Below are 24,832 nucleotides of genomic sequence, written 5' to 3'. Positions count from 1 at the left end.
GTCATGAGACGGGGGAGTGGTGCGCTGGTCGTCGGGTTCGTGGCGTTCCTCGGGGTCTTCGCGCTCCTGGGCACGCTGCTCGGACTTCCGCTGTTCATCAACGATGACGTGGAGTCGTGCAACGGACCCGATGTCAGCCTGGCGTCACCGAGTCAGGTTGAGTCACTGCGCGAGCTTTCGGAGCCACAGCTAGCCAACGCGGCGACAATCATCGGTGTCGGTTACCGCCTAGGTGTCTCGCGCAAGGGCATCGTGGTCGCGCTCGCGGTGGCGCACCAGGAGTCGGGGTTCCTCAACTACGCCAACGACGGCCGCGGAGGGGACCTGATCTTCCTGCAGGCCGGCATCGAGGACTCCCTGGGCCTGCCGCACCAGGCGGTCGGTTCTGACCACGGCTCCCTCGGGGTGTTCCAGCAGCAGTGGCCGTGGTGGGGCTCGATGGAGGAGCTGATGGATCCAGCCAAGGCGGCGGAGAAGTTCTACCGCGCCCTGCTCAAGGTCAGGGGCTGGGAGTCGATGCGGGAGACGGCCGCCGGTCAGGCGGTGCAGATTTCCGCCTACCCGGACGCGTACGCCGACGACGTGCCCCTCGCGGAAGCACTCCTCGCCGACCCTGCGACCGCGGGCGCAGCCGAAGTCACGTCCGCCTCGCTCGAGTCAGTCTCCGGGGGCTGCCTCCTCGGGGACATGCCCCCGGGCACGGTCACCTACCCGCTTCCGGCGTCGTCCGGGTACATCGACGCGCACAACTTCGGCTCAGCCGGCGCGAACTGGTCCAAGGGCCACACCGGCACCGACTTCTCCGCCTCCTGCGGCACCCCGGTCGTAGCGTCGACCGCCGGGACGGTCGTGATCCGCACCGACCAGCCCTGGTCCGGCCGCTGGCTGGTCCAGGTCTCCACCGGCATCGGACGCCTGACCACCTGGTACGGCCACATGCAGTCCCTGACCGTCGAAGACGGCGACCAGGTCCAGCCCGATGACCAGATCGGCACCGTCGGCAGCGAGGGCAACTCCACCGGCTGCCACCTGCACTTCGAGGTCCACTCCCGGGGCGGTTCGATCTACGAGGACGGCATCGACCCCTCCCAGTGGCTCCGCGAGAACGCCGGCCACGAACTCGAGGACCCCGGTCTCGATCCCGACGTCGACCAGGCCGGCGCGTACACCCTCGCGACCTTCAACGTGCTCGGCCACTCCCACACCAAGCCGGGCGGGAACAAGCCCGGCTGGGCCTCGAGCCAGGAGCGCATGCGCGCCACCGTGCAGCTGCTCGACGAGCACGCCATCGACGTCATCGGCTTCCAAGAGCTCCAGCCGATCCAGGCCGAGGAGTTCCGGCGCCTCGCGGGATCCACCTACGAGCTGCACTCCCCGCCCGGCGACACCGAGAACTCCATCGCCTTCCGCACCGCCCGGTTCGAGTTCGTCGCCGCCGACACCGTCGCCATCCCCTACTTCAACGGCCGCATCCGCCAGATGCCGATCGTTCGGCTTCGCGACCGCACGACGAACCAGGACAGCATCTTCATCAACGTCCACAACCCAGCGAATACAAGTCGCTTCCCCAACCAGGCAGCCCACCGTGCCGAGGCGGTCCGCCGCCAGGTCGAACTTGTCCGTTCGCTGCGGCAGCGGTACGCCATTCCTACGTTCCTCACAGGCGATCTCAACGACCGGCGCGACGCCTTCTGCGGCCTGACCGCGGGAGGGGTTCTCGCAGCATCTGCTGGCGGGAACGGTGGATCGTCATGCTCCCCTCCAGCCGATGCCGGCATCGACTGGATCCTCGGTTCACCGGACGTCCGACTCATCGGGCACGAATCCCTGAGTGCTGGGATCCGCGGCGAAGTCAGCGATCATCCCCTTGTCACGACGTCCGTGATTCCGACGGGAGGAGTCCGATGACCAAGCAGGCAAGGTATCCGTACTTCTGAATCACGCCCGCTCGCCAACCACGCTCGGCCGCGGATGAGCCTTCGCTCACCGGCAGTCGATGACGACCATCGAGGGTGTCTCCTCGGCCCTCCCATCCGCCTGGCGCGGCCGCGTGCGGGGCCCGTCGCCCAGGTGCCGTTGCGCGACCAGCGTCGGAACTGCGAACAGACCCGAGTCCATGGTCCGAACGACGCGCCGGGGTAGCGCCACCGACAAGCAATGTTCCGTTTGCGGAGCATTCTGCATACCGACCCCCGGAGGTCGTCCGGCGCTCCTAGATTCCTGCTCGGAAGTTGCCGGGTGCAACTTTCTGGCTGGCACCTTCTCGGGATCCTGGAGCCCCCATGCATCCGTTCGATGCCGTGCGTGCGCGCAGTGTCGTCAAGACCTTCGGCGACGTCATTGCGCTCGACGGTGTCGACCTTGACGTAGCCGCCGGGCAGATCCACGGGCTCGTGGGCCCCAACGGGGCGGGGAAGACCACACTGCTGGGTCTCGTGCTTGGCCTTGCGGCGGCTGACGCCGGCACGCTCGAGATCCTCGGCATGCCCATGGGGCGCGCGCTGTCCGTGGCCGACGGTGTCGCCGGATTCGTCGACGGCCCCGGCCTCTATCCCACGTTGACTGCTCGCCAGAACCTCATGACGCTGCTTGCCCTGCGCGGTGAGCGGACCAGCCGCTCGCGCGAGGTCGACGAGCTGCTCGGACGGGTCGGCCTCGCAGAAGTGTCAGGTGACGCCGTGCGTGGCTTCTCCCTCGGGATGAGGCAACGGCTCGGTCTCGCGGCCGCTCTCCTCGGCGGACCCCGTTTGCTGGTGCTTGATGAGCCGGCCAACGGGCTCGACCCAGCTGGAAGGCGGCAGGTCCACGACGTTCTGACCGATCTCGCGGACTCGGGTGCGACCGTCGTTCTCTCCAGCCATCGGATGGATGACCTGGCCTCGCTGTGCGACGAGGTCACGCTGCTGTCAGCCGGCCGCGTTGTGTTCTCCGGGCCCGTGCACAAGCTGGCCGCGGAGAGCGGCGAGCTCGACTACCGGCTCATCACCTCCGACCCCGAGGGCGCCCGCGGCGTCGCCGACGGGACGCCGTCGCTCCGTCGAGTCACCGCCCGCAACGGATCTCGGCAAGGCGATGAGCAGGCGCTGGTCGTACGGGGACCCGAGGCGGCGCTCGACCGCCTGGTCGCGCAGCTGATCGGCGCGGGGATCGCGATTCGGGAGCTCGGACCGGTTGTGCCACCGCTGGAGGCTGCGTTCCTGGCGCTGACCGGCACTGAAGCCGACATCAATGCCGAGGAGACCACACGATGACCGCCATCGTCGGCGTTCCTCTCGTCCGCACGAACCCGGTGGCGCTCAGCCGCGGCTACCGGTTCGAGATGGTCAAGCTGGTCTCGCAGTGGCGCATCCGGCTGCTCATGGTCGCTTGCCTGATCGCTCCGGCGGCCTACTCCGCGGTGGTCAGTCAGCAGACCTCACTGCCGACTGATGCCGTCTACGGCCGCCTGATGAACCAGTCCGGATGGGCCGGCTCGCTGGCCATCCTCGTCTTCCTGGGCACGCTTCTGTTGCCGCTGCTCACCAGCGTCGTCGCCGGCGACATCTTCGCCGTCGAGGACCGGCTGGGCACATGGCGACACCTGCTGGTCGCCGTACGCTCCCCACGCCGCATCTTCGTCTCGAAGGCGCTGGCCGCGCTCACCGTGATCCTGGTGCTCCTCGTCTGCCTCATGGTGTCGTCAACGACCGGTGGCCTTGTCTCGGTAGGGAGCCATCCACTCCCCGGCCTCGACGGGCACCTGATCGGCTCCGCCGAGCTCGCGCGAACAGTCGTGCTGGCTTGGCTGACGGTCGTCCCACCCACACTCGCTTTCTCCGCGGTCGGACTGCTGGGGTCGGTTGCCCTGGGTCGCTCGCCGTTGGGCCTGCTGGCGCCGGTGGCTCTCGCGCTGGTGCTCATGGGCGTCCAGGTCATGCCGGTGCCGGTCGCGCTCCGGGTCGCGCTGCCGACGAACGCCTTCATCGCCTACCGCGGTCTGTTCACCGATCCCGCCCAGCTCGGGCCGTTCTGGGTTGGGCTCGTCGTCAGCCTGTCCTGGACCGTGCTCGCCACGCTCCTGGCCTACCGCCTCTTCGTGCGCAGGGACTTCACCGACCTGGCCAACGACGGGTCCAGCCGCCTCGTCCTCCGGGGGTTCGCTCCCCTGGCCGTGCTCGTGGTGGTGACGACCGTCGTCGTGGCCGCCACGACCGGCGCCACCGGTTCGGGAATCGAGAAGGCGAAGGTCGAGGCGGCGCTGTCGACGTCGTTCTCGAACCTCTACGTGCTCCAGACCGACCAGCTGAACCGGCCGCCGGTCACCGTCAGCCAGCTGGGCACCACGACGAGCTGCGAGAAGGGCGGCTCCCGGGTGACGGACGAGGGCGCGGGCGCTGGCTGGCGTTGCACGGTCACGTGGACCCTGCCCGGCACGACGGCGGTTGGCACCGCGATCTACCAGCTCGAGATCGCGCCGGAGGGCCGGTACGTCGCCGACGGCGACGGCCCCAAGGAGGTCAACGGGTTCTTCCAGGTGCGCACCCCCGCGGGCGACGCGCCGAACCCGCTGTGGCAGTTCGACGGCGTCGTCGACCTGCTTGGTTCATGACGAAAGGACAGCGATGAATGTCACGCGCAACCGCGTGGTGAAGCCCGCTTCTCGGGGCCTCGTCAGCACACGCGCCGTCGGTGTGATCGCCGGCGGCCTGGCCCTTGCGGTCACCGGAGGCGTCGCCTGGGGCACGACGGTCGGGTTCGGCTCCCAGCAGGTCGGCCAGGAGTACGCCGCCGGCCTGCAGATTTCCTCCAACCAGGTCATCAAGCCCCTCGGCGAGCGGCTCATGACGCCGTACGGAAAGTTCATGGGCTCCACGGTCAGCCCGGACGGCCGCTTCCTGGCCGCGACGTCCAACGACCGCTCGGTCTCGTTGCAGATCTTCGACCTCTCGACCTACCAGTTGATCTGGCGAGGCGGTACCGCCGCTGGCGTCAACATGCGCCTGTCGGACAACACCGTCGGCCAGGAGAGCCCGCTCTACTCTCCTGACGGCAAGTTCCTCTTCATGCCGAACGCGACCGGTATCACCCGGTTCCCGGTCAACGCCGACGGCAGCCTTGCGGCCGGCACCAAGATTCCGATCCCGGACGTGAACGGCCGTCGGGCGCTGACCGCGGGGATGACGTTCTCCGCGGACGGGTCGACCCTGTACGCCGCCGTCAACGGCCAGGACGCGGTCGTCGCGATCGACCCGACTCTCGGGGTGGTCAGGCAGACCTGGAGCGTCGGCATCGCTCCCCGCCAGGTGGAGCTCGTGGGTGACGAGCTCTACGTCAGCGATGAGGGCGGCCGGCAGGCCAAGCCGGGCGAGGACACCATCCCGTCGTACGGCAGCCAGGTCCCGGCCGACCACGAGCTCGGCACGTCGACCACCGGCGTGCTCAGCGTCATCGACACCGCCGACCCCGCCGCTCCGGTAGGCCAGATCGACGTCGGGCTGCACCCCACGGCCATGCACCTCGAGGGCGATGCCCTGTACGTCGCCAACACCAACAACGACACGGTCTCCGTGGTCGACACGAAAACCGACCAGGTCGTGCAGACCATCGAGACCAAGCCGTGGCAGGGCTCCGAGGTCGGCTACGCGCCCGACGCCGTCACCGTGCACCAGGGTCGGCTCCTGGTCAGCCTCGGCCGGGCCAACGCGATCGCCGTCTACAAGCTCGGCGAGAGCGCGCTCGACCCGGTCAGCTACATCGGCCTCGTCCCGACCGACTTCTACCCGGAGGACGTCTTCCCGGTCGGTGACCGGCTCGTCGTGGCCAACCGCCGCGGCATCGACGCTCGCGGGCCAAAGATCACCTTCAACGCGGGCTACGGCACCACGCCGGCCACCGGGTACGGCACCCACGGCACAACCGCCTCGCTGACCCGGTTCGCGCTCCCGACCGACCTCGAGATCAGGGAGAACCACACAGCGACCGTGTTCGCCCAGAACGGCTGGGGCGACGCGAACACTGACGTCAAGCACGCCAGCGGTCAGAAGGCGAACCCCGTCCCCGTGCCGAAGCGGATCGGCGACCCGTCGACCATCAAGCACGTGTTCATGCTGGTCAAGGAGAACCGCACCTACGACCAGGTCCACGGCGACATGCCCGAGGGTAACGGCGACCCCTCTCTGGCGCAGTTCGGGGAGTCGGTGACCCCCAACATCCACGCCTTGTCCCGCCAGTTCGGTCTCTACGACAACACCTACGACACCGGCACCAACTCCGCCGAGGGTCACAACTGGATCATGCAGGGCGACAACCCGGAGTACACGGAGTCCAGCGCGGGCGAGTACGTCCGCAGCTACGACACCGAGGAGGACGTGCTGGGCCACCAGCGCTCGGGGTTCCTGTGGACCGCCGTCCAAGACGCCGGCCACTCGGCCCGGAACTTCGGCGAGTTCGTCTACTCCTCGAGCGGCAAGCCGGTCGGCTCGACCTGGCAGCAGTACTACTGCGCAGCCACCTCCGTCGAGGACGGCGGTGACCCTGCACAGCTGACCACGCCCGAACTCAAGGGCAACTACGGCTCGCCGATCCCGTCGCTCAACGAGATCACCGTGCCCGAGGCACCGCCGTTCGAGATGCAGATCCCGGACCTCTACCGCTACCAGATCTGGAAGCAGGACTTCGAGAAGAACGGTCCGGCCGACTTCAACATGATGTGGCTCTCCGACGACCACACCGGTGGTCCGGTGACGCCACGGTCGAACGTCGCCGGCGGCGACCTCGCACTCGGCAAGATCGTGGACACGATCTCGCACAGCAAGTACTGGAAGGACTCCGCGATCTTCGTGGTCCAGGACGACAGCCAGAACGGTCCCGACCACGTCGACGGCCACCGCGCGCCGATCCAGGTCATCAGCCCCTGGGCCGCGCACGGCAAGACGATCTCGACGTACTACTCGCAGATCAGCATGGTCCGCACCATCGAGCAGATCCTCGGTGCCGAGCCGCTCAACCAGAAGGTGGCCGCGGCGACGCCGATGTACGGCGCCTTCCAGTCGAAGCCGGACCTCACGCCGTACAAGGCTGTGCCGAACCGGGTGTCGCTCACCGAGAACATCGCGGTCCCGCCCGCGTGTGGCCTCGACACCCCGACCGGGGCGAAGGCGGTGGCGCCGGCGCCCGAGACGCCGAGGGAGTACGTCTCCTACTCCTGGGCGTGGGAGAAGTGGGCCGCGAAGAAGCACCTCACCGGCAAGAAGGCGCAGGCCGACTTCGCGAACCCAGAGCAGTTCAACCGGTGGACCTGGTACCAGACCCACCACTGGGACCTGCCGTACCCGGGCGACTCGAGGATCTACCTGCCGAGCGAGGTTCCCGGCGCGGCGCTGCCGGGCTCGGAGGTCGAATGACCTCGTCCTGACGGCTGAGCCTTCACAGGACTCAAGGCCCCACCGGGAGATCCCCGGTGGGGCCTTTCCTTAGCCGCGTTGGCAGCATCTTCTTCCGGGACGTGATGGCGTGCGTCGAGCGCGTCGAGCATGTGAACCCATGACTCGCAGTGTCACGAATGGTGGCCGGCCGCCCGTTGTGCAGGTCGCAGATAGGGAGATCACCGCGCGGGCCGCCGGCATCGTTGGCGGGCGGGCCGGGGTGGGATGTGGGATCAGCGTCAAGAGTCGTACGCCACGCGCCGCCACGAGAGGACGGAAGGGGCGCCGGGTCGACTCACGGTGACTTCGAGGAAGTTGGTGTTGTTGGCCTCGCCGTCGACTGTGACCCGGGTGAGGTTGTCTGCGCTGCCGTCGACGTCGTAGATATCGAGCCAGCGAGAGCCCGCGGAGACGGGCCGGTCGACGTTGTAGACGTGGCTGTCGCCGTCGAACAAGTAGATCTCGCCTTCGAAGGTCGACGCCTCGTCGATGAGCTTCTGCACCAGAGGCCGGAAGGCGCTGACGTCCCAGGCGGGCTGGTAGGACGGGTCGAACATGTCGGCCTGCTGGAAGATCGCCACGGCGCGGGCGTTGGTCTGGCGGGCGCGGGTGAAGGTGTCCGCAACGAGGTCGAGGGTGGCGGTCATGCGGTCGCGCTCCTCGGCGAGCTGCTCCGTTGTCGGCGCCGTGAAGCCGAGGCCGGTCCATGGTGCGCGGTCGTTGTTGCTTCCGACGACGTGAAGGGTGGCCATCTCGACGCCCCGCACGCGGAGGCTCTGGTTCTCGGGGAAGCCAAGATCGGCCTGGCTGTCGACCTTGATCGGGTCGGCGCCGAGGGTGCGTCCCGGCATCGCGAAGAAGGTGTTGCGTACGGCGTCGAGTCGCTCGAGCGGGTCGTACGTGCCGGCGGCTGGGCGGTGGCAGTCGGTCCACTCGTTGTCGCCGGGCGTGTAGAGGAGCGGCATCTGAATGCGTTCGAACTGCTCGCGGATCATGGCGTTGTACTCGTCGGTGCACGGTGACGAGCCGTTCTTGATGTCGCCGACGTGGACGGTGAGGTCGAGGCCGGGCTCGGCGTTGATGCGGTCGATCCAGCCTGGGAAGGCCGCGATCTGCGCAGCGCCGTAGGGCACGTCGCCGATGACGGCGAAGCTCGTTCTCGTGGGCTGGTCCTGGCCGGGTGCGGCGGAGGACGGCGCAGCCGCGAGCGGGGCTGAGACGAGCGTGACTGCGCCGAGGCCAGCGAGGAGAGCGCGGGTAGAGGTCATGGGGACTTCCTCTCGCGGGACGGTGGCCGGCGCTGCGCGGCGTGCGTGAACGGCGGATGCACATCGTGTGTCCGGTGTCGCCATCTTCGGTGCTGGGCGTCCCCCGTGTTCGTGCCCAGTCGGCCAGACCGTGTCGCACGCCCCTCGGCACGGGATCAGCGTTGCGCGCGGTGCCATCCGGGCGTCACCCCGGAGGTAGTCGTGGTCGGTGCACGTCGCCGGCGCGATGGTGCGAGGTCAGCTCAGGGCTGCCGTAGACGTGCTGGATCCCGGGCGCTTGCTCTTCGTCGACATCGGTTCGGGTCAACGAACCATCGGGTGCGCACGGCTCCAGTCTGTCCACGTCACCGCCGAAGATCGTGTCGCCGCGGTCGGAGTAAGCCGCCATGAGGGAGGCGAGCTGAGCGCACTGCTCGTCGTTCGCGCGCTGAACCTCGGTGCCACTGCGCTGCTCAAGTGCGCCGAGCACCCGTCACGTCACGGGCGGTCGTCGCGCAGATCCACCGTCCTTCCTCCACACCTGCCTGCGAGGCGAACGCCTGGTCCTCCGAGTCACGATCCGCTCCGTGGTGAGCACGGCGTTTCCGACAGGCCACGACCGTCCGGCTTGGCGCAGGAGAGTGGAGCGCCTCGGTAGATCACCGTCGCGAACCGGACGTGGTACCCGGTGCGCTCCGCGATCTCGTCCGCGTCGCCGCTGCACGCTTCGTTGACTGACACCGCCTCGGTGTCCTGCGCCTGGATGGTCGCGACCGCGTCGCCCACGACCGCTGGGGCGGATGCGGTCACGTTTCGTCGAGTGCCCCACCTGACCTCGCCCTCCGCCTCCCCTTGACGCAGCGACCCGGTCAGGTGGGGCGCCCTTGCCGTCCTGTCCCCGGCACGGGACCGCAAGCCCGAAACGACGCTAGAGCCGTAACAGGATGCCCGACATAGCCCGTTTGGGCTGGGAACCCGATGAACGGCGCCCGTCCCCGCCGGGTGCCGCGTCATCGTTCATCGGACGTCGCCAGAGTGTTCATCCTTCGGAAGGTTTGTGCTGACGGCCCGTTCCTAGCATCGGGGCCATGTCGTCGATCACCGTGTGGTCGTTGTACCAAGAGTTGTCCGGGGTCGATCCCAAGACGCTGACCCCCGCTCTGCGTGAGCTGGTCCTCATGTGCGACCTGTTCCAGGAGGTCAGCTTCGACGGCTTGGGTGGGTACTTCGGGTCCAGGCGCGGCAACTCGGCGGAGGCCGCACTCCGTGTCCTTCCTGACCTGCTGGGCGAGGAGTGGGCGGAGATGCTCGAGGCGGCGATGCGGCTCCTGGGCGAGGAGTACCCAGCGTCCCCCGAGGATCGGGCCGCCATCATCGAGAAGCGCGGGCTGGCGCGCGCTTGTGGAGCTCGACCAGGTCTATTTCGCACTCGAGTGCGTCACCGACGTCACCGGTGCCCTTGCCAGGCACGTGGGACTGGCGCCTCATGAGGGGATGCGGCGTGCGTTGAGGAAAACTCACCCGGCCGTGGACGGTCCGGGCTCGGCACGCCGTACGCGAGTGCGATGGCGGCCTCAGGCCGCATCAGGGTGGCGAGCGCGCTGACGAACGAGACCAGTGAGCCCGAGGGCGCGTGTCGATCGTTCCGGGACGACCGTGGCCTGATAGTGGGCATGTTCGAGGTGGTCGGCTCCGTCGTGATGGTGTCTGAGTTCTTCACGTTCAGTTGCATGATGTGCCTCCTGTTGTGCCATTGCCTACGACGTAAAGGTGCCGCGTCCTGGTGGGAGTCGCACCCGTGTGCGCCACTGGCCCTGGCCCTGGCGCGAGCCGCAGGTACACCAAGCACATCGACCCGGAGACCGCGGTAATCTGGACCGCGATGCTCGCCTGGTCGTCGGCGCGCTCCTACAGCCCGGCCAGGTCCACCGGATGATGTCGCGGATTGGACGTGGACAGGCGCCGCGCGGCGGTGGCCGCGCGGCGCCCGTCCTCCTGGGTGGTCAACGTTGGGCGCCGATCGGGGCGAGATGTTGGGTGGGCTCCGTCCCGGCCTGCTCGGTCAGGTCGTCGAAGCGGGCGGGTAGGTTCCTGACCTCGAACGCCGCGACGGTCTCCAGGGCGCCGTACAGCATGGTCGCGAACCCGATCGCCAGCACCGTCGCGTTGAGTGTGATGTCCGGCCGGGTCAGCAGGATGAGAGCCACCACGGCCTCGAGGACGCCGGTCACCAGGACCAGACCCCAGTACGGCAGGTACTCGCGGCTGCTGATCGAGCCGGCGGCGGCCAGACTGCCGCGGAACAGCAGCATCCACGCAATCGAGTAGGCCACCACCACCAGCAGCGCGGGCCCGGGCCAGCCCGCGGCGCGGACAGGGCTCGGCGCCGATGAGGGCCATGGATCACGCGGAGTGGCAGCGGCGACGGTGCGGTCGATGTCAGGCGGTTGGTACGACGACCCCGCATGCTCCGCCCTGCAGCGGTCGGAGGTCAGACCCTCCCGGGGATGCGTTCGGTGACTTCCTGGAGGACCCACTGGTTGCCGTCGGGGTCTGAGAAGGCCGCCTGGCTGGAGTAGGACTGACCCCTCGGATCACGGCCCGGCTCCGGGGGCTGTCCGGGTGCAGCGTGCCAGATCTCGCCTACGTCGATGCCGCGGTCGATCAGCTCGTTGCGGGCGGCCTCGATGTCATCGACGACCAGCAGCAGGCGCTGCAGGGGCTTCGGGCCGGCCGGCGCGAATTGGATCGAGGCCGGTGAGCCGGGTGGGGTGAACTGCACACCGCGGATCTGCTCGGTGAACTGAAGGTCGATGTCCAAGCGCCATCCGAGGCGCTGGTAGAAGGCCTTGGCGCGGTCGAAGTCGGCGACCGGGATCGGCGTGGCCTCGAACTTCATCGGGACGTTGGCCAGGTCCTGGCCCGCCGGCGGGGACGGGATCGTGGTGGTGGTGTTCATGGCTACTCCTTGTGACGTTGTCTGGCGGCTTTCTGGCACTCGAGTGGGGTCGTGGCTGGTCCGGCCGAGCCGGAAGTCCATGCCAACACCGGACCCTTCCCAGAGGGCTAGACGCGGCACCGCGCGGTGGGCTTCACCAAGGAGCAGTTCCACTCTGCGTTTGCCAACAGTGGCCACGCTGGAACTGCCAGACTCGCAAACGTCGACGCACGCAGCGCCCACACTCCATCTCCACAGCGGACACCACCGGAGAGGTGAGGCCGCATGAGCAGCACACCGATCGGCGACCACGCCCTGCTGTCGGACTGCCATTCCAGTGCCCTCGTCGACGTCGCCGGGTCGATCGAGTGGCTCCCTTTCCCGCGCTTCGACAGCCCGACGGTGACGGCTCCGTGTTCGAGCGAGCCATCCGGTACGTGAAGGAGGTCGGCCTGCTCGCCGAGGATGTCGACCCCGAAACCGGGGAGCTGCTCAGGGAACTTCCCCCAGGCGTTCAGCCACATCGGCCTGGTGAACGCCGCTTGGGCCATAAGCCGAGCCGACCAGCAAGCGGCCAGCGCCATCCCTCCGACGGGCTGAACTACCGGGCAGTCGGTGGTCAGTCGTCGTCGCGACCACCAGGGCCTGGCCGGGCTGGGACCAGGCGCCCGTGGATGGACCCGTAGGACTCACTGGTGTGACGCGGCGCTCTTCGCGCGAGGTTCGTCCTGTCAGCAACACCCACCAAGGAGGAATCTCGAATGAACAGCACAGAAGTTCGCACCACGCTGGTGAGCAACGCGACCGCGGGTGAGGTCGATCTCAAGCTCGAAGCCGTGGTCATCCCGGTCACCGACGTCGACCGGTCGAAGTCGTTCTACGGCAGCCTCGGCTGGCGGCTCGACGCCGACTTCGCTTTCGACAACGGCTTCCGGGTGGTCCAGTTCACCCCGCCGGGTTCGCCCGCTTCGATCCAGTTCGGCACGAACATCACCACGGCGGAACCCGGCTCGGCCCAGGGCATCTACCTGGTCGCCTCCGACGTCCAGGCGGCCCGGGACGAGCTCGCCGCGCTCGGTGTCGACGTCAGCGACGTCTTCCATGCCCAGGCGCCGGGTGCGCAGTTCCAGGTCGCCTCCAGCGCCGGACGAGTCGACGGACCGGCCGACGACCGAGCCAGCTACGGCTCCTTCGCCACGTTCCGCGACCCAGACGGCAACGGCTACCTGCTCCAGGAGGTCACCACTCGACTGCCCGGCCGCATCGACACCGCCGAGACCGCGTTCGCCTCGGTCAACGACCTGATGGAGGCGCTGATCCGCGCGGCCGTCGCGCACGGCGAGCACGAGAAGCGAAACGGCGGCGAGTACGACGAGCAGTGGCCGGCCTGGTACGCCGCCTACATGGTCGCCGAGCGCTCCGGCTCCGAGCTGCCGCTTTGACACCCACCCGTCCGGGACAACCACCCCCAACACGACTAGCCCCGCCTGGTCGACGGCGACCGCGTGACGCTCCCTGTCCGGTGCGGACCGGCACGATCCGCCGGCCGCACCGGACATCGGCGTCCGGCTCGTGGTGTCGCTGCACCCGGCTCCGGTTCTACTGTGACGAGATGGCGGAACAGGGCCCGACGACCCTGTGGGGGCGTTCAGGCGAGCGCCGACGCCTTGACGACGCGCTGGCGGCTGTCCGTCGCGGTGAGAGCGCGGTGCTGGTCGTGCGTGGCGAGGCCGGGGTCGGGAAGACTGCGCTGCTGCAGTACGCCGCCGGGCAGGCGACCGACTGTCGCGTGGCCCGGATCGCCGGCGTCGAGTCCGAGCTGGAGCTGCCGTTCGCGGCGTTGCACCAGCTCTGTGCACCCATGCTCGGAGGTCTGGCTGCGCTCCCGGAACCACAGGAGCACGCGCTCCAGGTGACCTTCGGGCTCGCCTCGGGTGATGTCCCGGACCGCTTCCTCGTAGGACTGGCGGTACTCAGCCTGCTCGCCGAGGAAGCCGCCAAGCAACCCTTGGTGTGCCTGGTCGACGACACCCAGTGGCTGGACCAGGCGACCCGCCAGGTTCTGGGAATCGTCGCACGACGCTTGCTCGCCGAGTCGGTGCTGCTGTTGTTCGGGGTCCGGGAGACCGATGACGAGCGGCTGCTCCCCGGGCTGTCGGAGCTCACGCTCCAGGGGCTCGAGGCGGAGGATGCTCGGCTGCTGCTCGCCGCTGCCGTCACGGGCCCGGTGGACGACCGCGTGGGTGATCGGCTGGTCGCCGAGACCGGTGGGAACCCCCTGGCCCTGCTGGAGCTCGTGAAAGGAACCAGTGAGGCGGAGCTGGCCGGCGGGTTCGCCATCCCGTCCACCGCGTCATCCGTTCCCGACCAGCTGCACGACCGCTACCTGCAGCGAGTGCGTGCGTTGCCGGAACCGGCTCGCCGGCTGCTGCTGTTGGCGGCCGCCGATCCCACCGGGGACCCGGCGCTCCTGTGGCGGGCGGCGCAGATCCTTGGCGTGGGACGCGACGCGGTCGGCTCCGGGGAGGTGCGGCAGCTGCTCGAGGTCGGTTCGGCGGTGCGCTTCCGCCATCCTCTGATGAGGGCGGCCGCGTACGCCGCCGGTTCGTCGGAGGACCGCCGCGCCGCGCACCTGGCAGTCGCGACCGCCACCGACGCCAAGACCGACCCGGACCGTCGCGCCTGGCACTTCGCGACCGCGGCAACCGCGCCGGACGAAGACCTGGCCACCGAGCTCGAGAGATCAGCGGAGCGGGCGCACGCGCGAGCAGGTCTCGCCGGCTGCGCGGCTTTCCTGGAGCGCTCGGTCGCGCTGACACCCGAGGCCGAGCGTCGTACGGACCGGGCGCTGGCCGCCGCGCACGCGCACCTGCACGCCGGCACGTTGGAGGCCGGGCTCGGGCTGCTGGCGGTGGCCGAGGCCGACGCCGTCACCGACCTCCAGCGCGCCCGCGTGGAGCAGCTGCGCGGGGAGATCAGCCGGGCGTCCACGTCGGGCAGTCAAGCCCCCGTTCTGCTCCTCCAAGCAGCCAGACGGTTGGAGACGCTGGAACCCCGGCTCGCGCGCGAGACCTACCTCGATGCCTGGGGCGCAGCACTCGTCGCGGGCCACCTCGCCGCACCCGGTGGCACGCTGCGTGACGTGTCCGCAGCCGCACGACCAGCCTCGTCGGCATCGGGCCCGGTCGAGCCCGGTGACCTGCTCCTCGACGGGCTTGCGACGGTGATCCTCGAGGGTCCGGAGAGCGCCGAGCCGAGCCTGCGACAGGCGGTGGACGCATTCGTCGGTGACCAGCTGCCGGGTGAGCACTGGCTGCACTGGGGCACCCTGGCCTCGAACGCGGCACTGGCTCTGTGGGACGTCGACTGCTGGGACCGGGTGAGCGCCCGCCACGTCGAGCTGGCCCGCACGTCGGGCGCGCTGGCCCCACTGGCAGCCGCCTTGAACGTCCGCCGGGTCGTGGCCATCTGGTGTGGCGACTTCGAGACCGCGATCACGCTGGGCTTGGAGGAACAGGTCGTGAAGGAAGTGACCGGCGCCCGCCGCGCGTCCTACGGGGGCCTCTTCCTCGCCGCATACCAAGGTCAGCCGGACCAGGCGACGCCTCTGATCACGGCCACCGCCGACGAGGCGCTCGTCCGCGGTGAGGGACTCGGCCAGCAGATCGCCGACCGGGCCACCGCGCTGCTGCAGATCGGGCTGGGGCACTATGCGGAGGGCATGGCGGCCGCGGACCGAGCCGCGACCGGGAACTTCGGACCCTTCACCTGGCAGGCGCTGCCCGACCTTGTCGAGGCCGCCACCCGAGCCGGCCAACCCGACGTCGCGGCCGATGCGATGCGGCGCCTGCAGGCCGCGACCGCCATCACCGGCTCGGACTGGGCCGTCGGCCTCGAGGCACGCTCACGGGCGTTGCTGGCCGAGGGAGAGGCCGCAGAGCAGGCGTACGCCGAGGCACTGGAGCGACTCGGCCGGACCCCCCTGCGACCTGAGCTCGCGCGGGCCCGGCTGCTGTACGGCGAGTGGCTGCGTCGTGAGGGCAGGCGTGTGGACGCCCGAGATTACCTGCATGCCGCGTTCGACGCGTTCTCAGCGCTGGGCGCCGAGGCATTCGCCGAGCGGGCGCGCCGCGAGCTGCTTGCCACCGGCGAGAAGGTCCGCAAACGCCGGCCGGACACGCTTCACGACCTGACCCCCCAGGAGGACCACATCGCCCGGCTGGCCCGCGACGGCCGCACCAACCCGGAGATCGCAGCCGAGCTCTACATCAGCACTCGCACCGTCGAATGGCACCTGCGCAAGGTGTTCGGCAAGCTCGGCATCCGCTCGCGCAAGGAGCTGCGGGGCGCCCTCCCGGCGGGACGCCGATACGGGCACGGAGCTGGCTAGACCGACGGTGGGGTCCGCGGTGTGTCTTGACAGTCATTGACCCCGGTCCTTGGCTGAAATGGCCGCGCCTGGCTGGTGGGCCGCTGAGGAGGCGAAGCCGATGAACAGCACATCGAACGACTTCGACGTGATCGTGATCGGCGGCGGGTCGCCCGGCGAACACTGCGCCGGTGCGCTCGCCGCCGGCGGACTCCGGGTCGCCGTGGTCGAGCGCGAGCTGGTCGGCGGGGAGTGCTCCTACTACGCCTGCATCCCCTCGAAGACCTTGCTGCGCCCGGGCGAGGCGGTGCAAGGCGCACGCGAGGCGCTGGCGAGTGCCGAGGTCGATGTCGACGCGGCGCTGGCCTGGCGAGACTTCATGGTCTCCGACTACTCCGACGTCGGGCAGGAGAAGTGGCTGGCTGACAGCGGCATCACCCTGCTGCGCGGCAGCGGCCGCCTGGCCGGGCCGGGGGCCGTCGAGGTCGACGGAGTGCGTCACACCGCCGACGACGTCGTACTCGCTAACGGCGCCGACGCGGTGATCCCACCCATTCCCGGGCTGCGCGAGCTCGAGGGGGTCTGGACCAACCGCGAGGTGACCGCGATGAAGGCGGTGCCGCGTCGCCTGCTGATCCTGGGCGGTGGGCCGGTCGGCGTGGAGATGGCGCAAGCGGTGCAGCGCCTCGGCGGCGAGGCGGTCCTGATCAACCGGGGCGATCATGTGCTCGCCCGGGAGCCGGCCCCGCTCGGTCGGGCGCTCGGCGAGGTGCTGCGCCGAGACGGTGTCGAGCTCGTCCTGTCCGCCGACACCACACAGGCGCGTCGGGACGACGAGGAGTACGTCCTCGAGCTCGCGGACGGCCGCGAGCTGCGCGGAGACCGGCTCCTCGTCGCCACCGGCCGTCGCCCCCGAGTCGACGGGATCGGCTTGGAGACCGTCGGGATCGAGCCCGACGCACGGGGGGTACCCGTCGACGCGCGGTTGCGTGTGGCCGACCGGCTGTGGGCCGTCGGGGACGTCACGGGAATCTGGCCGCTCACCCACGTCGGCAAGTACCAAGGCCGCGTCGTCGCCGCCAACATCCTGGGCGAGGAACGGACCGCCACCTACGAGGCGGTGCCGCGCGTGGTCTACACGGATCCGCAGGCCGCCTCGGTCGGGGCGGACACCGGGGCGTACCGCAGCACCGTCCCGATCTCCGGCGTCGCGAAGACCGCGACCTACACCCGCTCGTACGCCGAGCACAACGGATTCCTGACCCTGCTGAGTGACGGAGCGCGGCTGACCGGCGCCTACGCACTCGGCCCGGAGGCCGGCGAATGGCTGCAGCAGGCCACTCTCGCCATCCGCGCACGCGTCCCGCTCGAGACCTTGCTCGACACGATCCAGCCCTTCCCCACCTTCAGCGAGATCTACCTCGAAGGGCTCAAGGCGCTCCGTTCCGAGATCGCGGCCGGGGCGGTCGCGGCCGACGCTGGAGCGACCCGCGGAACGTGAGGCGACTCCCGACAGCCGGAGCTCGCGGCTGGGTGTAGGCGCAGGTCGATGCGCCGGCCCAGTTGCCCGGACCGGCGCGCGGCCTGCTTCGGTGTTGCGGGTCGGGATCGCCCGGTCAGCTGGTGCTCAGTACCGGGCTCACGTGGCCAGCGCGGCGACGACGACGGGCGAGCAGCCAGGCCTGCACGGCGAAGTCCACGCCACCGGTGGCCGCGTAGATGACGAGCATGCTCAGCATCGGGGTGCCGACGAGTCCCGCGATCACGAATGCGATGCCTCCGATAGTGGACAAGCTGCCGGCGAGCAGCATCGGCCACTGGTTGCCCAGCTGCGCACGGCGCCGGACGGCGACCACGACCTGGGCTGCACCGGTGACGAACGCCCAGGCGCCGAAGACCGCGAAGGCTTGGGAGACGCCGGCAGTCGAGGCCACGCCGAGGGCGACGGCGGTGGCGGCGCTGACCGCGGCATTCGCTACCAGCAGCTGCCGGACCGAGCCGTGCTGGCTCCGCGCGTCGAACAGGGAGAAGACGACGTCGATCAGCGGATACAGCACGAGGAGGATCCCCGCTCCTACGGTCACGGCAGTCGTGAGCGATCCCGAGACGGCCGCGAAGACGGCCGCCCAGGTGATGGCGACGACGCCACGGACCAGGAAGAGGCGCAGGGTTTCCTTGCTGTGGGATGACGTTGTTGTGGTGGTGCTCATGTCAACCTCCTCAGGTTGTGTTGGTTGCCATCACCATCACTCCGTGGGGTGACCGTCGAACCCGTGTGACGCCCTAGTCACACGCGGGGATACCCGGTCGCCGTGCCGCCTCCGGGCGCCGTCCGACCGGCCGAGGGTCCGCGTGAGCACCCGGAACCGGGCGGTCAGGTGCCGGGCCCGCTCGACGAACAAGTGTGCTGCGTCAAAGACCGCGGCCGCTCATGGAGGTGTCGTTGGCGCGCCCCGGGTTAGCCCTGGACTCGCGACTTGATGGAGTCGAGCCACTGCTGGAGTGTGCCGTCGAAGTGCCATTCGCCGGTGGTGAACCGCGCGGCGATAGTCGAGATGCCCGACCACGCTCCACGCACGACATCGTGGGGGTAGCCCATGGTGCGGCCTGATCGTGGAACTCGGTCTCGTCGTGCAGCAGCAGCTCGTCCCCCTGGACCTCGAAGTCCAGGGCGAGGTCGACCCAGGTGATCTCGAGCGGATTGACCGGCGGATCGAACGGCGCCGCGGCGTGGACCAGGTAGCCGGTCAGGGACCCGGCTGAATCCGTGTGCGCGCAAAGCACCCACCAGGCGCCGGGAACCGTGACCCAGAGTTCGTCACTTCCGATGAGGTCGGTCCTGCCCGAGGCAGGTCGTTCCCTGCGAGTTCCAGCGGCGACCAGCCACGCCCAGCTGTGGCCCGGCACATCCAGCATGCGCGCTACGTCGACGCTGAGACGCGCCCGTTCCACTTGGACTTCACGACTCGGACACTGGTCATGGCCGACCCCGGACGAGGTGACGAAACGGCGCTCCAAGAGGACTGCTCGGGCCACCCTTCGAGTGTGCCGCGGTCGGGTCGTGCCGAACAATGGCCCGGGACGCGTGAGCGCCGTGATCGCCAACCTCGGTACCCGCCGCTGACTCGCCTCAGGTTGCGTCCCGTCGATCGCTGCGCGGGTCCTCGTCCCAACGTTGTCCGCAGCGGGTGCACTCGTAGCCACAGGGACATGGCCCGCTGGGGCAGTCGGGAACGTTGATCGCCCAGATGGTGCCCTCGTGGTCGCAACCCACGTCGACGCGTCTCCATCCACCCCCGAGTGCTGGTGGGCGCTCCGGCTCGTCGGCGCGGGGGACGTCGAGGAGCCGGAGCGGTGCCGTCGGTGCGCGCGCATGGGAGGCGATGCCCCGAGGCGGCACCAAGTATAGGAAGTCCGCCGATCGGGCGCGCGGGAAACGTCGCGTTTGGGGCAAAGTCACTGGCCTGTCCTGGTTCCCTGCGCGCCCGCCGGGGCTCAGTGCCCAACAAGCACGGGAGCGGGGCGTGCGGCCGACCGGGCTGACGCGGGGGCGGCCGGCTGCCTGGCGCGGAGGAAGGCCTCGAGGCCGGCGAGGTCATCGGTGTTGAGGTGGTCGACGCCGGCGTCGAGCAGCTCGTTCCAGACCGCGTCCCGCGCGGCGCCGGGGGTGTCCGGGGTCGCCCAGAACCGAACCCGGTAGCCCGCCGCGTGCGCGCGGCTGACGATGTCGTGGAGCTTGGCCCGCTGGTCGGCGGGCATCGGGCCGACGCCCTGCCACGTGAAGTGCTTGGTCCAGTTGTCGCTCAGGAGGGGCAGGACCGACCCCGGCAGTCCGGATGAGAGGTCGGCCATCCGGCCGTCGTAGCCGGCGTACCTGACGCGCTGCTCCTGCATGGCAGCGAGGTCGCGGTTGCCACTGATGACGGCGGTGACCGCGTCCTGCTCGACCCGTCCGGACTCGAACGTGGTCATGATGCGCCTGTGCTCGGCCAGAGCCTCGTCCACGGCGGCGTAGGTGGGACCGGCCTCGCTCTTGACGTCGATGAGCAGCTGGAACACGCCGCGGTACCCGCTGTAGACCTCGCCACCTTCGCGGCGTACCCGCTCGACGAGCGGATCGAGGTACAGCGACTCCAGGGTGCGACCCGGGACGACTTGGTCGCGGTCGTGCGCGACGAGCAGCTCACCGTCGACCAGCCAGACGTCGGCCTCGACGCTGGTGAACCCGTGCGACAGCGCGTCGTGGAGCGGACGGTCGTGCTCGTAGTCGTTGTGGGCGTGGGCCTGTGGGAGCGGCTCGACGCTGGCCCGCCGGGGCTCGCGGTACGCGCGCGGGAGCTGGTAGCCGCGGTCGGCCATCAGCTCGCGCAGCCGATCCGGGTAGTCGGTGATCAGGCCGTCGACGCCCTTGTCCATGAGCGAGGCCATGGTCGGCTTGTCGTCCACGGTCCACGGGACGACCGCCAGGCCGGCGGCGTGCGCCTCGTCGACCATCGACGTGGTGACGTAGGGCTGGTAGCCGGCGTCGGTGACCTTGCCGTCCTCCGGGAAGCCGTGCACAGGTGAGATCGCGTCGGCGCCGAACGATGCGGCGGCGTCGACGAGCGAGTCGTCGTAGTCGTCGATGTCGATGCCGCCCAGCCACGGCGACGCGCCGGGCTGGTCGACCTGGAGGAAGTCCCGGTTCGTGAGTGCGATCAGCGGGAAGCGGGGCTCGACCTCGGCCATGCGCATGAGTGCGCCCCAGTCGAAGGACTGGATCGTCACCTGGTCGACCAGGCCGGCGGCGCGCACGTCGGCCACGACCTCCTGGACGAACTGCTCGCGGGGAGCCGTCTCCGCCGGCGCGCCCGCCTCCACCTTCGTCTCGATGTTGAGGTCGACGTCACGGGCCCGGTAGTGGTTGACGAGGTCGAGCACCTGGGTAAGCGTCGGCATCCGCTCCCCGGGGTGCAGCTCCTGCTGCGGGTGCGCGGAGAGCCGCTGGCTGCCACAGTCGAGCGTCTTGACCTGGGCGAGGGTCAGGGTGTTGAGGTACTTCCCGACGTAGGGGAACTCCGGGTCGTCAGGGCTGGCCGGAGAGGTGTCGCGACACTTCTGGCCGCTGACTCGTCGGTCGTGCGTGACGACGGCGGCCTGGTCCTCGGTGATCTGCACATCGAGCTCGAGGGTGCTGACGCCGAGCTCGAGCGCCTTGGCGAACGCCGGCAGCGTGCTCTCGACCGTCAGGCCGAGTCCGCCCCGGTGGGCTTGCAGGTCGAAGGCCGGCTTCGGCGCGGCGTGGGCCGGGCCGGCGGTCGCGCCGGCGAGCGGGAGCAGCAGGAGGGTGAGGAGGGGCGCGACGCGCGCCCGGAGGGTCCGAGACATGCGCCCACCCCAACCGGCATCGCCGAACACCGGGTGACGGCCCGGTGAGAACCGGCGCCCGGTTCGGATGAACAACTGGGGGACGGATCGGGCGGCGCCGCCTGGCGTGCGTCATTCGAGCCCGGGCCGGTGGGCCCGACGCTCGGCCCGGCGTCGCCGGGAGACGTGCTACTGGCGGGAATGTTCGAGCAGTACGTCGCGGGCGCGCTTCTCGACGAGGATCGGCACGAAGTCGCGGACGGATGCGCCATCCAGGGCGCGGTGAGCCTCGTCGACGGCCCGGGTGATGAGGTCCTCATCGAGGTCGGGGAAGCGCTCGCGGAGTCGGGCCCGCACATCAGCCACGCGGGTCTCCTCGTCGGGAGCGACCTGGGAGGCGAGGGTCATGTCTTGATGGTGGGTCCGGCGCGCCGTGACCCTCAAGTGAACATTGCGTGAACGAGGCGCCGCCGTCGTGCACTCCGCGCTTGTTGTCCGCTCTGTTCCGGTTTGTCGTCGCCTCAGGACGTTCCTGGGAACTCGTCGTCGCCGCCCCGTTGTCGAGGGGCGCTCGTCAGCGCCTCCCGAGCACCGACGGCGCGAGGTCGATGTCGGGGACGAGGTCGACCACGAGCCGGCGTACGCGGACGTCGAGGTCGCCGACGATCCGGAGGACGGTGGCGTCGTCCTGGCCGCCGGGATCGTCGACGGGCCAGTCGACGTACGTCACGCCCGGGACGTACGGACACTCCTCACCGCATCCGAGCGTGATCGCCATGTCGCTGGCGGCGATGGTGTCGGCGGTCAGCAGCTCCGGTCGCTCCTTGCTGGTGTCGAGGCCGAGGGCTTCCAGGGCCCGTGCGACCTCCGGGTGGATGTGCTCACCGGGCTGGGTGCCGGCCGACACGGCGCGGATGCGGCCCCGGGCGTAGTGCTCGGTGAGCACGCGGCTGATGACGGAGCGGCCGCCGTTGCGGACGCAGGCAAAGACCACCTGAGGGATCGGCGTGGGTGTCGTGGTCATCCGGACTTCCTCTCGGTCCCGCTGGGCGCCGTGGCATGGGGAACGACGGCGCGGGCGGCGGTGTCGGCACCAGGTGTGTCGGGGGTGTCGATGTCGGGGTGGAACCAGCGCACCAGCGCGACGCCGAGGAAGGCACCGACGACCTGGGCTGCGACGAAGCCGGGGACCGACCCCGGCTCGATGCCGGCGAAGGTGTCGCTGAAGACGCGGCCCACGGTGACGGCGGGGTTGGCGAAGCTGGTGCTGGAGGTGAACCAGTAGGCGGCCCCGATGTACGCACCCACCGCGGGTGCGGCCAGGGCGCCACGGCCGGTGCGGGCCAGGGTGAAGATCAGCGCGACGAGCCCGGTGGTCGCAACCACCTCTGCGAGCCAGAGATCGCTCCCCGTGCGCGCCGTGGTCGAGATCTCGACGGCCGGCAGGCCGAACATGAGGTTGGCCAGCACAGCGCCGGCGATGCCGCCAGCGACCTGGGCGAGCGTGTAGGCGCCGACCTCGGACAGGGTGAGCCCGTTGTGGGTGCGGCGGCCGAGGAACCAGCCGGCCAGCGAGACGACGGGGTTGAAGTGCGCTCCCGACGTCGGCCCGAACAGCAGGATCAGAACGGTCAGGCCGAGCACCGTCGCGGTCGAGTTCTCCAGCAGCTGCAGCCCGACGTCGCCGGGAGATAGTCGTTGGGCGGCGATGCCGGAGCCGACGACGACGGTGACGAGCAGCAGGGTGCCGAGTGCCTCGGCGCTGAGTCGCCGGGCCATCGTGGGAGGTGCTGCGGCCGTGTGGGTCACTCGGTTCCTTCGCGGCTCGGGGTCGGCGTGAGAGCAGCACCGGCGCCGAGCTGCATCTCGGCGACGAGCCGCTGGACGCGGCGTTCGAGGTCGTCGCGGATGGGACGCACGGATTCGACGTCGAGGCCAGCGGGGTCTTCGATGGTCCACTCCTCGTAGCGCTTGCCGGGAAAGACGGGGCAGGTGTCGCCGCAGCCCATCGTGATGACGACGTCGGCTGCGCGCACGACCTCGTCGGTCCACGGCTTGGGGTACTCGCCCGAGATGTCGATGCCGCGCTCCGCCATCGCGGCGATCGCCGCGGGGTTGGTGCTGACCGCGGGTTCGGACCCTCCCGACCAGGCGACGGCGGTGTCGCCGGCGTGGCGGGCGAAGAAGCCCAGCGCCATCTGGGAGCGGCCGGCGTTGTGGGTGCACAGGAACAGCACCACGGGCTTGCCGTCGTGGTGGAGGCTCTCGACGCGAGCGAGGGCGTGCAGGCGTTGCCGGGCGAAGCGTTCAGCCAGGAGCGGGACGAAGTTGGTGACGGTGGCGCGGTCGGCGAGCTCGTCGTACGAGCTGACGAGGAACCGCTCGATGGTCTCGGGCTCGAAGATGCCGTGGAACTCGTCGGCGAGGCGGGCCGTCGCGGCCTTGAGGGCGACCTGCTCCTCGAGAGCGACGATCGGTCGCGCGGCTTCCGGGTGGTCGGGCAGGCGCGGCGTTCCGTAGATGGACGACATGGACGGGTCCTGTTCAGCTGGCGGGCTCGAGGCCCGGGATGAGGCGTGGGGAGAGGTGGGCGACTCGGCCGGCGAGATCGTCGTAGGCGACATCGAACGCCGCCGGCGTGTCGGCGGCGACGGGGTCCGGAACGGACCAGTGCGCGTCCGCCGGGCGGGTGCGATCGAGGGCGAGCTCCTCGTGCGCGTGGTCGCAGACCGTGACCAGGTAGTCGGTGTCGGTGACCGGCTGGTCGAGCTGGTCCAGGGAGCGCGGGCGTGCCTGCTCGAGCGGCATCCCGTGGCGACGCGCGACGTCCAGGGCTCCTGGCGCGATGCGGTCCGCGGGATGCGTCCCGGCCGAGGTCGCCGGGACGGGGCTCGCGAGTGTCCAGAGTGACGCGGCGAGCTGGGAGCGGGCCGTGTTGGCGGTGCAGACGAAGACCACCCTGGTCACGGCTCCACGATCGAGGCCCGAGTCGACCGGGGTGAGGTCGGTCAGCGCGGAGGCGGCGAGGGTCAGGTAGGTGCGGCGTCGATCGCCGGACGAGCGGTGCCGGGTCAGGACGCCGGCCGTCTCGAGCGTGCGCAGGTGATGGGCGAGCAGGTTGGACGCCAGCCCGAGGCGGTCTCCGAGCTCGGCGGGCGAGAGGTCGCTCGCGAACAGCGCGTCGACGATGCGGAGCCGGTGCGGGTCGGCGAGGGCGGCGTGGACGCGGGCCCGCTGCTCGACAGTCATGTGGACGGCGGTCACCTGGCTCCCTTCGCTCAGCAAGAATTGACTCAAGCCTGACTGAGTCAATCGAAGGAGTCAAGGAGCGCCGGCTGGACGACGTCCTGGACCAGCACGACCACCGCCGTTGTCCCCGACTTCGTCCGCTGTTCGCCCATTCGTCCCCCGGACGACGGGTATGGGTCGGTATCCGTGGCTTGGCTCGGAACCTCAACACATCTGAAGTGGAGGCGTCCCCATGGATCCACAACTTTCCCGTCGCCAGATGCTGCGTGCCGGGGCTCTC

General features: G+C 69.8%; 21 protein-coding genes. 9 read left to right on the top strand and 12 right to left on the bottom strand.

Annotated features, from left to right (window positions below):
• Positions 1-3: 3 nt before the first annotated feature.
• From ETU37_RS02050 to ETU37_RS02030, 4 genes are all read left to right on the top strand, one after another.
• Positions 4-1,908 carry a peptidoglycan DD-metalloendopeptidase family protein gene (locus ETU37_RS02050; protein WP_129985216.1) on the top strand — a complete coding sequence of 635 codons (1,905 nt, stop codon included), beginning with the start codon at positions 4-6 and terminating at the stop codon, positions 1,906-1,908.
• Between the two features lie 374 nt (positions 1,909-2,282).
• A complete protein-coding gene (locus ETU37_RS02040; RefSeq protein WP_129985214.1) occupies positions 2,283-3,251 on the top strand; it encodes an ABC transporter ATP-binding protein in 969 nt (322 codons plus the stop codon).
• Positions 3,248-4,588, top strand: a complete 1,341-nt coding sequence (locus ETU37_RS02035) for an ABC transporter permease (RefSeq protein ID WP_129985213.1) — start codon at positions 3,248-3,250, stop codon at positions 4,586-4,588. The genes ETU37_RS02040 and ETU37_RS02035 overlap by 4 nt, the downstream gene beginning before the upstream one ends.
• Before the next feature lie 13 nt (positions 4,589-4,601).
• Positions 4,602-7,382 carry an alkaline phosphatase family protein gene (locus ETU37_RS02030; RefSeq protein WP_129985212.1) on the top strand — a complete coding sequence of 927 codons (2,781 nt, stop codon included), beginning with the start codon at positions 4,602-4,604 and terminating at the stop codon, positions 7,380-7,382.
• Positions 7,383-7,642: 260 nt separating this feature from the next.
• On the opposite strand, the gene ETU37_RS02025 is transcribed toward ETU37_RS02030, so the two are convergent.
• Positions 7,643-8,671 (bottom strand): metallophosphoesterase family protein, encoded by a 1,029-nt coding sequence (locus ETU37_RS02025; RefSeq protein WP_129985211.1) that lies wholly within the window; start codon positions 8,669-8,671, stop codon positions 7,643-7,645.
• A gap of 552 nt (positions 8,672-9,223) precedes the next feature.
• Positions 9,224-9,460: a hypothetical protein gene (locus ETU37_RS02020; RefSeq protein ID WP_129985210.1), complete on the bottom strand. Its 237-nt coding sequence runs from the start codon at positions 9,458-9,460 to the stop codon at positions 9,224-9,226.
• Between the two features lie 278 nt (positions 9,461-9,738).
• Between ETU37_RS02020 and ETU37_RS23925 the strand changes: the two genes are divergently transcribed.
• On the top strand, positions 9,739-10,140 hold the full coding sequence (locus ETU37_RS23925) for a DMP19 family protein (RefSeq protein WP_420819091.1): 402 nt from the start codon (positions 9,739-9,741) through the stop codon (positions 10,138-10,140).
• Positions 10,141-10,653: 513 nt separating this feature from the next.
• On the opposite strand, the gene ETU37_RS23785 is transcribed toward ETU37_RS23925, so the two are convergent.
• Positions 10,654-11,187 carry an HdeD family acid-resistance protein gene (locus ETU37_RS23785; protein WP_129985209.1) on the bottom strand — a complete coding sequence of 178 codons (534 nt, stop codon included), beginning with the start codon at positions 11,185-11,187 and terminating at the stop codon, positions 10,654-10,656.
• Complete coding sequence (locus tag ETU37_RS02010; RefSeq protein WP_129985208.1) at positions 11,142-11,609, bottom strand: VOC family protein; 468 nt, start codon at positions 11,607-11,609, stop codon at positions 11,142-11,144. The genes ETU37_RS23785 and ETU37_RS02010 overlap by 46 nt, the downstream gene beginning before the upstream one ends.
• A gap of 264 nt (positions 11,610-11,873) precedes the next feature.
• On the opposite strand from ETU37_RS02010, the gene ETU37_RS23025 reads away from it, so the two are divergent.
• The 4 genes from ETU37_RS23025 (at position 11,874) to ETU37_RS01990 (ending at position 17,458) form a co-directional block, all read left to right on the top strand.
• On the top strand, positions 11,874-12,029 hold the full coding sequence (locus ETU37_RS23025) for a trehalase-like domain-containing protein (protein ID WP_165372363.1): 156 nt from the start codon (positions 11,874-11,876) through the stop codon (positions 12,027-12,029).
• Positions 12,030-12,349: 320 nt separating this feature from the next.
• Positions 12,350-13,030 carry a VOC family protein gene (locus ETU37_RS02000; RefSeq protein WP_129985207.1) on the top strand — a complete coding sequence of 227 codons (681 nt, stop codon included), beginning with the start codon at positions 12,350-12,352 and terminating at the stop codon, positions 13,028-13,030.
• Positions 13,031-13,200: 170 nt separating this feature from the next.
• Positions 13,201-15,978, top strand: a complete 2,778-nt coding sequence (locus ETU37_RS01995) for an ATP-binding protein (protein WP_129985206.1) — start codon at positions 13,201-13,203, stop codon at positions 15,976-15,978.
• 100 nt (positions 15,979-16,078) lie between these two features.
• On the top strand, positions 16,079-17,458 hold the full coding sequence (locus ETU37_RS01990; protein WP_129985205.1) for a dihydrolipoyl dehydrogenase family protein: 1,380 nt from the start codon (positions 16,079-16,081) through the stop codon (positions 17,456-17,458).
• A 115-nt stretch (positions 17,459-17,573) separates the two neighbouring features.
• Here ETU37_RS01990 and ETU37_RS01985 read toward each other — a convergent pair whose 3' ends face one another.
• The 8 genes from ETU37_RS01985 to ETU37_RS01950 all read right to left on the bottom strand — a co-directional run bounded on the left by ETU37_RS01985 (position 17,574) and on the right by ETU37_RS01950 (position 24,567).
• Entirely contained in the window at positions 17,574-18,167 is a 594-nt protein-coding gene (locus ETU37_RS01985) for a DUF308 domain-containing protein (protein WP_129985204.1), read from the bottom strand.
• 202 nt (positions 18,168-18,369) lie between these two features.
• Positions 18,370-18,993, bottom strand: a complete 624-nt coding sequence (locus tag ETU37_RS01980; RefSeq protein ID WP_165372364.1) for a hypothetical protein — start codon at positions 18,991-18,993, stop codon at positions 18,370-18,372.
• A gap of 459 nt (positions 18,994-19,452) precedes the next feature.
• Positions 19,453-21,324, bottom strand: a complete 1,872-nt coding sequence (locus tag ETU37_RS01975; protein ID WP_129985202.1) for a glycerophosphodiester phosphodiesterase family protein — start codon at positions 21,322-21,324, stop codon at positions 19,453-19,455.
• A 168-nt stretch (positions 21,325-21,492) separates the two neighbouring features.
• Positions 21,493-21,711 (bottom strand): three-helix bundle dimerization domain-containing protein, encoded by a 219-nt coding sequence (locus ETU37_RS01970; protein ID WP_129985201.1) that lies wholly within the window; start codon positions 21,709-21,711, stop codon positions 21,493-21,495.
• Between the two features lie 166 nt (positions 21,712-21,877).
• On the bottom strand, positions 21,878-22,327 hold the full coding sequence (locus ETU37_RS01965) for an arsenate-mycothiol transferase ArsC (protein WP_129985200.1): 450 nt from the start codon (positions 22,325-22,327) through the stop codon (positions 21,878-21,880).
• Positions 22,324-23,112, bottom strand: coding sequence for an aquaporin (locus ETU37_RS01960; protein ID WP_276319662.1), 789 nt, complete (start codon positions 23,110-23,112; stop codon positions 22,324-22,326). The genes ETU37_RS01965 and ETU37_RS01960 overlap by 4 nt, the downstream gene beginning before the upstream one ends.
• Positions 23,109-23,834, bottom strand: coding sequence for an arsenate reductase ArsC (locus ETU37_RS01955; protein ID WP_129985199.1), 726 nt, complete (start codon positions 23,832-23,834; stop codon positions 23,109-23,111). The genes ETU37_RS01960 and ETU37_RS01955 overlap by 4 nt, the downstream gene beginning before the upstream one ends.
• A 13-nt stretch (positions 23,835-23,847) precedes the next feature.
• Positions 23,848-24,567, bottom strand: a complete 720-nt coding sequence (locus tag ETU37_RS01950; protein WP_240755478.1) for an arsenate reductase/protein-tyrosine-phosphatase family protein — start codon at positions 24,565-24,567, stop codon at positions 23,848-23,850.
• Between the last annotated feature and the right edge of the window lie 265 nt (positions 24,568-24,832).

Source organism: Nocardioides iriomotensis, assembly GCF_004168035.1.
Lineage (GTDB): Bacteria > Actinomycetota > Actinomycetes > Propionibacteriales > Nocardioidaceae > Nocardioides_B > Nocardioides_B iriomotensis.
This window is presented reverse-complemented; position numbering and strand designations above follow the sequence as displayed.